The organism is Mycobacterium simiae, from assembly GCF_008370645.1.
Lineage (GTDB): Bacteria > Actinomycetota > Actinomycetes > Mycobacteriales > Mycobacteriaceae > Mycobacterium > Mycobacterium simiae_A.
Genome location: NZ_VTZN01000166.1, coordinates 1 through 10,341 on the forward strand (window position 1 = coordinate 1; position 10,341 = coordinate 10,341).

General features: G+C 64.9%; 11 protein-coding genes and 2 pseudogenes. 8 read left to right on the top strand and 5 right to left on the bottom strand.

Features of this window, described 5'->3' with window-relative positions:
• Nucleotides 1-74: 74 nt before the first annotated feature.
• The 4 genes from F0Q45_RS20845 to F0Q45_RS29510 all read left to right on the top strand — a co-directional run bounded on the left by F0Q45_RS20845 (nt 75) and on the right by F0Q45_RS29510 (nt 2,321).
• Nucleotides 75-383, top strand: coding sequence for an SDR family NAD(P)-dependent oxidoreductase (locus F0Q45_RS20845; RefSeq protein WP_149655752.1), 309 nt, complete (start codon nt 75-77; stop codon nt 381-383).
• Between the two features lie 16 nt (nt 384-399).
• Nucleotides 400-834, top strand: a complete 435-nt coding sequence (locus tag F0Q45_RS20850; protein WP_149655753.1) for an SDR family NAD(P)-dependent oxidoreductase — start codon at nt 400-402, stop codon at nt 832-834.
• A 10-nt stretch (nt 835-844) separates the two neighbouring features.
• Nucleotides 845-2,065 (top strand): hypothetical protein, encoded by a 1,221-nt coding sequence (locus tag F0Q45_RS20855; protein ID WP_149655754.1) that lies wholly within the window; start codon nt 845-847, stop codon nt 2,063-2,065.
• A gap of 94 nt (nt 2,066-2,159) precedes the next feature.
• Nucleotides 2,160-2,321 (top strand): metallothionein, encoded by a 162-nt coding sequence (locus tag F0Q45_RS29510; protein WP_262491090.1) that lies wholly within the window; start codon nt 2,160-2,162, stop codon nt 2,319-2,321.
• A 23-nt stretch (nt 2,322-2,344) separates the two neighbouring features.
• Here F0Q45_RS29510 and F0Q45_RS20865 read toward each other — a convergent pair.
• The 4 genes and pseudogenes from F0Q45_RS20865 to F0Q45_RS20880 form a co-directional block, all read right to left on the bottom strand.
• A pseudogene (locus F0Q45_RS20865) lies at nt 2,345-2,662 on the bottom strand (glycosyl hydrolase); the annotation flags it as partial.
• A gap of 168 nt (nt 2,663-2,830) precedes the next feature.
• On the bottom strand, nt 2,831-3,340 hold the full coding sequence (locus F0Q45_RS20870) for a TIGR04338 family metallohydrolase (RefSeq protein ID WP_149655763.1): 510 nt from the start codon (nt 3,338-3,340) through the stop codon (nt 2,831-2,833).
• A complete protein-coding gene (locus F0Q45_RS20875) occupies nt 3,340-4,089 on the bottom strand; it encodes a DUF2786 domain-containing protein (protein ID WP_149655755.1) in 750 nt (249 codons plus the stop codon). The genes F0Q45_RS20870 and F0Q45_RS20875 overlap by 1 nt, the downstream gene beginning before the upstream one ends.
• A 35-nt stretch (nt 4,090-4,124) precedes the next feature.
• Complete coding sequence (locus tag F0Q45_RS20880) at nt 4,125-4,964, bottom strand: alpha/beta hydrolase (protein WP_149655756.1); 840 nt, start codon at nt 4,962-4,964, stop codon at nt 4,125-4,127.
• On the opposite strand from F0Q45_RS20880, the pseudogene F0Q45_RS20885 reads away from it, so the two are divergent.
• From F0Q45_RS20885 to F0Q45_RS20900, 4 genes and pseudogenes are all read left to right on the top strand, one after another.
• Nucleotides 4,912-6,029: pseudogene (locus F0Q45_RS20885) on the top strand (sigma-70 family RNA polymerase sigma factor). The gene F0Q45_RS20880 and the pseudogene F0Q45_RS20885 overlap by 53 nt on opposite strands.
• A gap of 2 nt (nt 6,030-6,031) precedes the next feature.
• Nucleotides 6,032-6,754: a pirin family protein gene (locus F0Q45_RS20890; protein WP_149655758.1), complete on the top strand. Its 723-nt coding sequence runs from the start codon at nt 6,032-6,034 to the stop codon at nt 6,752-6,754.
• Nucleotides 6,755-6,790: 36 nt separating this feature from the next.
• Entirely contained in the window at nt 6,791-8,173 is a 1,383-nt protein-coding gene (locus F0Q45_RS20895; protein ID WP_149655759.1) for a YhgE/Pip domain-containing protein, read from the top strand.
• Between the two features lie 75 nt (nt 8,174-8,248).
• Nucleotides 8,249-9,361: a phosphodiester glycosidase family protein gene (locus F0Q45_RS20900; protein ID WP_149655760.1), complete on the top strand. Its 1,113-nt coding sequence runs from the start codon at nt 8,249-8,251 to the stop codon at nt 9,359-9,361.
• Nucleotides 9,362-9,694: 333 nt separating this feature from the next.
• Here the strand turns inward: F0Q45_RS20900 and F0Q45_RS28695 are convergent, their stop codons facing one another.
• Nucleotides 9,695-9,916, bottom strand: a complete 222-nt coding sequence (locus F0Q45_RS28695; protein WP_223163930.1) for a hypothetical protein — start codon at nt 9,914-9,916, stop codon at nt 9,695-9,697.
• Between the last annotated feature and the right edge of the window lie 425 nt (nt 9,917-10,341).

The following is a 10,341-nucleotide window of genomic DNA, read 5'->3' on the forward strand; positions in this document are numbered from 1 at the left end:
AGGCCGGCGCCGCCCAGGTGATCGAGGATTTCCGCGAGATCGCCGCGTGAGCAACCAGCCGGACCCCTCGACCGTTGGATCTGCGCGGCACGCGCGCCGTGGTGGCCGGCGCCAGCCGCGGTATCGGCCTGGCCACGGCGCGCTTACTGCTGGCCCACGGCGCGCAGGTCCGCCTCACCGGCGGGAACCCGTCAGCGCTGGACCGGGCAATCGGATCGCTCGATTCGTGGCGCCGGCCGTTGCCGGGCACTTGTCTCGACACCAACGACCGGCAGCACTCTGGCGAATTTCTGTCAGCCGTGAAGCAGAAGTGCCGCGCAATTGACTTCGCGATCAACTCCGCCAAAATGAGTCTGCGGGGAACCCCCGCAGGACGTTACTGATGAGGAATGGGAACTCGTGATCCAGACGAATCTCTCCAGACAGTTCACGTTCAACCGCGACGCCTATCCACGGCTGAATGGTCATGCCCGGGCCGTCCGAGTGGTGATTACTGGGAGCATGACCTCACTCTTCGGCGCTGGCATCGGCGCAGCGTACGCAGCGAGCAAGGGTGGCGCGGTGCAGTTTGCGCGCAGCCTCGCGGCAGCCGGGGACAGGGGCAACATCCTGGTCAACGCGGTACTGCCCGGGCGGGTGCGCACTCCACTGACCGAGACCGGGCGGCGCAGCCATCCAGACCACCCCTGGCGGATCGACGAGCGAATTCCGCAGGCACGCCGGAGGAAACCGAGTGAGATCCCCGGCCTCATCCGCTTTCTGCGCGGCGACTTGAGCCGCTACATCACCGGTTCAGCTTTGACTGTGGACGGGGGCTTCAGCGGTGTGCGCTGAGTCTGCACCAGTGAATCGCACGATCGCTCTCACCTCGCTGCTGGCGTCGGCCGACTATGTACGAACGGTTTTCGCGCGCCGCGAGATCACCTTGCTCGAGATTGTCGATGGCGATTTAGACTTTGCACCAGGTGATGTCGATCCCCGGGGGATTCTTCGGAAAACCGCTGACACCCGTGTGGAGGCCTTCCGCTACCGAGCTGACGATCTGCGCCCGACCGCGCAGGCTCTCGCAGCCGCCGGACCGGCCTTCGTGTTCTACGGTTACGAGCACGACCTTGCTTCCGCGGACGGTCTGGCACAGCTGGTCTGTCCCGATTTCGCCAACGATCCGGCGACGTCGGCAGCGCGCGAGCGTAAGGACGAGACCGACCGCCTGCTCTGCGAGCGCGGCTACCCGGTGCCGCGTGAGGTGTCTTTCCGGCTTCACGAACCGTTTGACGAGCACCAGCTGGACTCCTTCGGTGATTCGGTGATTATCAAGCCGGTGCGGTACGCGGGAACTCATGCCATCGTGTCGAAAGATTCCGTCCTGGCCTGGCTGCAGACGGCTCGCCGCGCCGAACCCGACCGGGAGGCCAGCTACACGGCCCAGGAGCTGCTGATCGATTGGGACGCAGATGGCATGCAGCAGACCTACAGCATCGACGGCTTCGCGATCGGCGGCGAATACCACGTCGTGAGCCTGCAGCGATGGCGAAAATTCGTGTTCAACGACGGCTTCCGTTACTGCTGGGCCGACCAGCTCGACGTGGCCGCGCCCGAGCATGCCGCGTTGCTGGCCCACACCAAAGAGGTATTGCAGGTGCTAGGCCTGAAGAACGGCTTCTTTCACCCGGAATTCACCGAATCACCCGAGGGGCTCGTGCTGATCGATTTGAATCCGCGAGTGGCTGGCGCCGACGGCGTGGTCGACAAGATGATCGCAGCCGCGCAGGGGGTTGGCGTGATCGACACCTTCGTCGACACGGCGTTCGGCGCGCCCAAACTGACTCCCGGGCCACGTCACCACGTGCGGCTGCTCGCGATCTACGGACTGGCTGACGGTGAGCCGGAGACGATCGCGGGTTTGCCCAGCTTCCAGGAGCTGGTCTCGTCGAAGATCCTCCACTGTCACTTCGTGCTATTCGCCCACCACGATGCCGAGCAGGTGACAGCGGATGCCGAACTTTGCTACCAACGGTTTATAGCGTCGCGCTACGCACATAAGGCTCGGCTCGCTCCACGCTGATTTCGGCGTGGAGCGAGTCGAGCCTTTACCAGATACCCGTATGGGGTATATAGTGGGACGGAGTAACCGTCGGGACTACCGTCCCCCGATCCGAATGAGGATGATACAAATGGCGACCCACGAGGCTGGAAGCATGCTGACCTGCGGGCACGAGGGCTGCGGCTGTCGCGTACGTATCGAGGTTCCCTGCCACTGCTCTGGTGCCGATCAGCCGTACCGCTGCACCTGCGGCGACGAATTAGTTCCTGTCCAGTAAGTCCGATCAGCCGGTCGTGCACTCGGAGTCGGTCGCTGATGCCGATCACCGCCCGACTGCACGGCCGGCCAGCTCCACCTGAAGGTGACGTGCACGGTGTCGCCGCCGGTCTACACCAGGTCGCGATATTCGAAGCTGGTGTAGGCCAAACCGTGCCCGAAAGCGAACATCGGACGCTGGCCGGTTCTGGCGAACCAGCGATAGCCCACATCCGCACCTTCGGCGTATTCGATGATCGTTGGTGTGCCGATCGGCTCACCACAACCAGGCAGCTGCGGGCGCGGAGTCTGGACGAGATCGGCAGGGAAGGTGATCGACAACCGACCCGATGGATTAGCGCGCTCATCAGCAGCGCCGGAACCCGAGCCGCGGAATTCCGGGCACGTAGCCGGCGCATCGGGACGTCCGCTGGGATGCGCTGATCGTGCGGCGGCCACAAGTCGCCGGTCCCCTAACGCCGACCAGCAGTGCGAAGCGTTCGTCGTCGGTCATGTGGGACTCGGGCCGGCTCATCGCACACCCTCTTTGACGTATACGACCCGCAACACATGGCCGAGTTCGGGCCCCATCACCAACTCGCTCAATGTGCACATCGTCGCCACGAACTGCGGGCCGTGCGGTGGCGGCACCTGACACAGATGATGCGCTATTTCGTGCAGCACGACCAGCTCTCGCATCGCCCAATCGGCGGTGTCGCGGTCCGGGACAGCGATCGTTGCTGCGCCGTCCCGGTTTTCGTAGTGCGCCGCCGTGGCCGCCCGGCGGGCACGCACCCGCAGCGGCGATATCGCTGGCCAGTGCTGCCGCACGGCCGGCAACGCGAGCACCTCATCGACGTAGCGCTGCACCGACGCTACCGAGGCAAAGCGACCTTCCGGCGGCAGTGTCAGCTGCGTCCCGAAAAACTGCACACTAGGTGATCCGTGCTCGGCGGCCCGGTCGAACAGGGTGCGGACGAACTCTTCGGCGGCATACACCCGGGCCCGTTGAGAGTCCCGTCTCGATGAGTCCGGCCGAATCACCGCTCTAGAACGGTCCGGGCTCCGGGTAGCTCAGGGCTCTTCCCGAGGCGCGCCTGCCGTCCGGCCCGATCACCTGCGCGCCGCGCCGCCGACGAATATCCGGTCGAAGCCCTGCCGGCTTGCCAGGTGCCGCGCGCCTTTGAGGCACCTCGGTAGTGGTCACGCAACTCGATCTCCTTGTCCCGCAGCGCGATAGCGGTGCCGGGCGCACCAGCCCGGTCCGCGCTGACTTCCCGGCGGGCCTGCTCGCGGGCCTCGGCCAGGCGCTGACCCACACGCGCCCCGAATGCCAGCTGGAAGTTGAGCCTGGCAGTGATGGTGGGGGTGGGCCGGTGGGCACCCGAGGCCAGGTAGGCATCGGAGGCCCGGACCATTTGGACCACCAGGCCGGCGTACAGCGCGTGGGTGGCGTCGATGTCCTCGGGAAACCCATAGGCGTAGAGGAACGTCGAATTCGACGCGACATCGCAGCGCACGTCGTTGGCCGCGGCGATAAGCACGAAAAGCTGCACATAGGTGCGCAGCCCACGGCTGCCGGCGGTCCCGATGCTGATGGTGCGTTGGGTCGGCGTCTGAGCGGCCGAACGGTCCGCCGAATGGGACCGCGCCACCGCAAGGTCGATGGAGGCCGCCGTCGCCAACCGCTGCGCGGCGCCCAGGAACGCGTCGGCTTCGTGCGGATTGTCGGTGCCTTCAGCCTGGCGGAGCAGGGCCGCAATGCGTGCCAGCATTTTGTCGTCGGTCATGGCGCCAAAGCTACTGGAGCCCTACGACATCCGCGTTAGACGCGGCGGGTGATCCAACCAACCACATCGTCGAGCACCTGTCCGCGCTCCGGCTCGTTGAAGACTTCGTGGTACAGCCCGGGATACTGCTTGAGCTCGACATCGGCGGACCCCACACACTCGACCAGGCGACGGCTGCCGTCGATGGGAATCAGCCGGTCACCGGTGCCGTGCACCACCAATAGCGGCGCCGCCAATGCCGGTGCCCGCCGCGGCATGGTCTCACCAACCTGCAGCAGCGCCCGGCCAATCCCGGCGGGGACTCGTCCGTGGTACACCATCGGGTCGTCGTTGTAGGCCGCAACCACCTGCGGGTCCCGGGATATGGCGTCGACGTCAAGTTCTTGGACCGGCAAGCCCGGCAGCACCACTCCAAGAACTTTGGCGGCCACGGCCACCAGCGGGTTCACCAGGTCCTGCGCGGCGACGGCCGGCGCGGAAAGCACCATCAGGTCGTAGTTGTCCGGGCGTTCGACACCGTAGGCGAAGACGATGCCGCCGCCCATGCTGTGCCCCAACACGATGCGCTTGAGTCCCGGGTTCTCCCGGGTGGCGATCCCGACGATGGTGTCGAAGTCGGCGGTGTACTCGGAGATGTCGCGGACCACCGCACGCTTGCCGCCCGAACGGCCGTGCCCACGGTGATCGAGCGCGTAGGTGACCAGCCCAGCCTCGCCGAACCGCTGGGCAACGTGGTCGTAGCGGCGAGCATGCTCGCCCAGACCGTGCGCCAGCACCACTACTGCCAGCGGCGGGGTTTCCGGCGTCCAGACGTCGTAGACGATGTCCACACCGCCGACACCGTCAAAGTTGCGTTCAGCGCGGGTCGTCATCATTACGGGCAGCTTACGGGCAGCACAGCGGCTCCCAGAGCGGGGTTGTCAGCGGCTTTGCGTAGGCTCGGCTAGGTGAGTCTGCTAGCCCACGACCCAGCACAAGACGATGAGCTCGGCGGTGATTTCTCCGCCCGTACAGAGCCCTACCGGCGCGAACTGCTGGCGCACTGCTATCGCATGACGGGGTCGCTGCACGATGCCGAGGATTTGGTGCAGGAAACGCTGCTGCGGGCCTGGAAGGCCTATGACCGGTTCGAAGGCAAATCCTCTATCCGGACTTGGCTGCACCGGATCGCCACCAACACCTGCCTGAGCGCCCTGGAAGGCCGGCAACGTCGGCCGTTGCCCACCGGGTTGGGAGCGTCCAGTTCGGATCCGACTGCGGATCTGGTGGAGCGCGCCGAGGTGCCTTGGCTGGAGCCACTGCCGAACCTGATGGACGACCCGGCGGATCCCGCTGTGATCGTCGGGTCGCGGGAGTCGGTTCGGCTGGCGTTTGTCACCGCGCTACAGCATCTGTCGCCCCGGCAGCGCGCGGTGCTGTTGCTGCGCGACGTGTTGCAGTGGAGGTCAGCAGAGGTGGCCGAGGCGATCGGCACCACCACCGTCGCCGTCAACAGCCTGCTGCAGCGCGCCCGGTCGCAGTTGGAGACCGTACGGCCCAGCGCCGACGACCCGCCCGCCGCCCCGGATTCGTCGGAAGCCCAGGACCTGCTTGCCCGCTACATCAATGCCTTCGAGGCCTATGACATCGACCGGCTGGTGGAGTTGTTCACCGCCGAGGCGATTTGGGAGATGCCCCCGTACGTCGGCTGGTATCAGGGCGCCTCCGATATCATCACGCTCATTCATCAGCAATGTCCGGCCGAATCTGCCGGGGATATGCGCCTGATCCCACTAGTCGCCAACGGCCAACCCGCTGCGGCCATGTACATGCGCGCGGGTCCGATGCACGTGCCGTTTCAGTTGCATGTGCTGGACATGAATGCCGGCCGGATCTCCCGGGTGGTGGCATTCCTTGACGGCACCCTATTTCCGAAGTTCGGTCTGCCCGATTCGCTGTGACGATGGCCAGCGTGCAGATTCGGCGAGCGGCCGATCGGGCCGTCACCACAACTTCGTGGCTAACATCCAGGCATTCGTTCTCGTTTGGTGACCACTACGATCCGGACAACACCCATCACGGGCTGCTGCTGGTGAGCAACGATGACGTCGTGCAACCCAGATCAGGATTTGACACCCACCCGCACCGCGACATGGAGATCATCACCTGGGTGCTGGAAGGTGAGCTGACACACCAAGATTCGACCGGAAATCACGGCGTGATCTATCCTGGCCTGGTGCAGCGCATGTCGGCGGGCAGCGGGATTCTGCATTCGGAGAAGAATGGCTCGGCAACGCGGCCAGTGCATTTCGTGCAAATGTGGATCATTCCTGACGAAACCGGCCTGGCCCCCAGCTACCAGCAGCGTCAGATCGACGACGCCCTGTCGAGCAGCGGGCTGGTTACCATCGCATCGGGCATGCCGAACCACGAACCCGCCATCACCTTGCACAACCGCAGCGCGGCACTACATTGCGCACGGTTGGGCACCGGCGACAGCGTTGAGATACCCTCTGCGCCTTACCTGCACCTGTTCGTCACCCGCGGCCGGCTCGTCCTCGACGAGCTTGGGAACCTGGACGAGGGCGACGCGGTCCGCTACACCGAAGCCGAATCCGGCCGGCTCACCGCCGCTGCGCCCGCGGAGGTGCTGATCTGGGAGATGCGGGCACGGCTGGGCGGTTAGCACCGCATAGAGTGGGCACGACAGACAGGAGCCCTCATGCCTCGATCGAAGCCGCGGCACGCCGCGCCGAACCCCAAGCGAAATGTCAAAGCGCTTCGGACAGTGCGGTTCTGGGCGGCACCGATCGTTATTACATTAGCCCTGATGTCGGCGCTAGCGGCACTATACCTGGGCGGAATCCTCAATCCGACGACCAACCTGCGACACTTCCCGCTCGCGGTGGTCAACGAGGACGCCGGACCTACCGGTAAGCAGATTGTCGACGGCCTGGTTGCCGGCTTGGACAAGAACAAGTTCGACGTGCATGTGGTCTCACGCGACGAGGCCAAGCAGCTGCTGGACAGGGCGCAAGTGTACGGTTCAGCCGTCATTCCGCCGACCTTTTCCTCGAACCTGCGAGACTACGCGGTGAGCGCGGTGCAACCGACCCGCGCGGACCGTCCTTCGATCACCATCTCGACCAATCCACGCGCCGGCACGCTCGGCGCGAGCATCGCCGGGCAAACCTTGACGCAGGCCATGGCGGTGGTGAATACCAAAGTGGGCGAACGTCTGACCGCCGACGTTGCGGCACAGACCGGGGCCGCGCCGCTGGCCGGAGCCTCGGCACTGGGGCTGGCCAGTCCCGTCGACGTCAAATCCACGGTGTACAACCCGCTGCCCAACGGCACCGGCAATGGCCTCTCGACTTTCTACTATTCACTGCTCCTGCTGCTGGCCGGGTTCACCGGCAGCATCGTGGTCAGCACCTTGGTGGATTCGATGCTCGGTTACGTACCAGCCGAATTCGGCCCGGTATATCGCTTCGGTCAGCAGGTCAAAATTTCCCGGTTCCGCACCCTGTTGGTCAAGTGGGCGTTGATGACGGCGCTGGCCTTGATCACCTCGGCGGTTTATCTGGCCATCGCGCGCGGTCTCGGCATGCCCATTTCCCTCGGCTGGGAGTTGTGGCTATACGGAGTGTTCGCGATCATCGCAGTCGGCGTCACGTCCAGCTCGTTGATCGCGGTGCTGGGGTCGATGGGCTTGCTGGTCAGCATGTTGATCTTCGTCATCCTCGGACTACCATCCGCGGGCGCCACGGTACCTCTCGAGGCGGTACCCCCCTTCTTTCGTTGGCTGGCCGAGTTCGAACCGATGCACCACGTTTTCCTGGGGGTAAGGTCGCTGCTCTATCTCAGTGGTCAAGCCGACACCGGGTTGTCTCAGGCGGTGACGATGACGTCCGTCGGCCTGGTCATCGGCCTGTTGCTCGGCGGCATCATCACGCACTTGTACGACCGCAAGGGTTTTCACCGCATTCCGGGCGCGGTCGCGATGGCCATCGCGGTGGGGCATCAAACTCAGCATCAGGCCAAGAAAAGGGCACGCGCTAGCGCCAGCGCCGGTTCGATTGAAAGCCCAAGCGAGCAAACGTAATTCGACTGCCGCCGAGTCGTCGCGGGTTTGTTACCAAAGTTGACAGTGTGGCTAATGTGACTAATCCTGGGATGGTTGACTTTCGACCGGGCCGAAAGGGCTACCGTGCTGACGCCAGCTGCCAGCCTGCGCCGACTTGCGGCTTGCGGTGCTGCGGTGGCGGTATGCGCCACCCTCGCGGCCACCACGGGGCAGCCTGTCGCGCACGCCGCTGACGGTCGCGAGATGCTCGAGCACGCCATCGCCACCACGAAGGGCTCGTATCTGGTCTACAACTTCGGCGGCAGCCACCCGATGCCGTTGCTCAACGGCGAGGGTGGCCACTATGAGATGAACAACGGCGGCCATCTCATGGTCATCAAGAACGCTTCGCAACGGCTGCAACCGCACCTCTTAGTCGACAGCCACACCGGCGATCAAGCCCGCTGCGAGCACAACCCCGGGGCCCGCACTAGCGAGGGGCTCTGGCAGGCATCCGAGATTTACCCACCGCTGCAGGCCTGGCAACGGATGGGACAACCCACCATCGCGATCAACGCCAACTTCTTCGACGTGCGGCCGCAAAAAGGCGGCTCCTGGCGCACGACCGGCTGCAGCTCACCGCTGGGCGCCTTCGTAGACAACACCCACGGCCAGGGCCGCGCGAACCAGGCCGTCACCGGCACCCTCGCCTACCCCGGCAAGCAAGGGCTTTCAGGGGGGAACGAAACCTGGACCTCGCTGACAACAATGATCATTCCGGCCGGCGGGGCACCCAACGTATTACGGCCCAAAGGCAGAGAGGATTACGACCTCGCCACCCCGGTGATCCAGGACCTGCTCAATAAGAACGCGAAATTTGTCGCGGTGGCCGGGATTGGGCTGTTGTCCCCCGGCAATACCGGGCAGTTGCACGACGGCGGTCCCAGTGCGGCCCGCACGGCGCTTGCCTACGCCAAGCAACGAGACGAGATGTACATCTTCGAAGGCGGTAACTACACCCCCGACAATATCCAAGATCTCTTCCGCGGCCTGGGCAGCGATACAGCGATTCTGCTTGACGGCGGCGGGTCGTCGGCGATTGTGCTACGCCGCGACACCGGGGGCATGTGGGCCGGGGCAGGGTCGCCGAAGGGATCGTGCGATACCCGTCAAGTACTGTGCGACTCTCACGAGCGGGCGCTTCCCAGTTGGCTGGCGTTTAACTAAGAGTTGACCCGTAATGGGTCATGCAGCGCCAATCAGCTTGGGGGCTGGTTGTTTTCGGCTGTCCCGTGACGTCCACGCGGTGGGCGTGGTCTGTTCGGGGATGTGCCGGGTGCTGCTTGTTCAGCAGAGGCCACCTGGTGGTGGCTGCCGGTCCTGGCTGATCCGTCACCGGGTGGTGTTGGTGGCTGGTGCCGGTTGACTGAACCCTCCGACTCTTGCTGGGAGGCCAGCCCATCGCGCAGGGCGTGGGCAAGTCGGTAATCGACCCGCGCGGTACGCGGATCATCGGGATCGGTGAGTTCGACGCAGGCCGCCAGGGCGGCGGAGACGATGTCACGATCGGCGTGCAGCCCGCAGGTTGGGCAGTGGTGGATGCGTTGGGCCAGGGTCTTGGCAACATGCGCACCGCACAGGCAGTGCCAGACCCTTGCGCACCTGCTCAACGGCGACCGAATCATCCTCGGCGACGGCGGATACCGCGGCATCGCAACCGTCACCGGCCCCCAACGTGACAACACTGGCCGCATCATCACCGATCACCACAACCGCGCTCACCGGCGCATTCCGCGCCCGCGTCGAACACGTCCTTGCCCGGCTCAAAGACTGGCAAATCCTCCGTCAATGCCGACGACGAGGCCACGCCATCAACCACAGCCTCCACATCATCGCCGGGCTCTGGCACCTCAAGACCGACACATGATTACGGGTCAACTCTTAGTCCTCACCAGCTCGATCAGCGTCACCGTCGCGGTGGGTTCCTGAAGCGCTTGGGTCTCTGCCTGACTGGGCGGTCCGCAACTTGGCGCCCGGACGGCACATGGAGTAGGTGACGCTGTAGCTCAGCAGCGTACGTCCGCGCGTCGATGACCATAACCGGATGCCGCCCCAGGGCGGCGCGGTCGGCGCACCAGAAGAGCCGAAATCTGACGCAGACCTATTCTCCCGACCGGCTCGAGCTACGTCCTCACCTTGCATTGGTC

Bases quoted from the DNA above. Each gene is read 5' to 3' on its own strand.
- F0Q45_RS29510 (WP_262491090.1), top strand. From the start codon at position 2,160: ATGAGGATGATACAAATGGCGACCCACGAGGCTGGAAGCATGCTGACC.
- F0Q45_RS20875 (WP_149655755.1), bottom strand. From the start codon at position 4,089: ATGACCGACGACAAAATGCTGGCACGCATTGCGGCCCTGCTCCGCCAG.
- F0Q45_RS20880 (WP_149655756.1), bottom strand. From the start codon at position 4,964: ATGATGACGACCCGCGCTGAACGCAACTTTGACGGTGTCGGCGGTGTG.
- F0Q45_RS20890 (WP_149655758.1), top strand. From the start codon at position 6,032: ATGGCCAGCGTGCAGATTCGGCGAGCGGCCGATCGGGCCGTCACCACA.
- F0Q45_RS20895 (WP_149655759.1), top strand. From the start codon at position 6,791: ATGCCTCGATCGAAGCCGCGGCACGCCGCGCCGAACCCCAAGCGAAAT.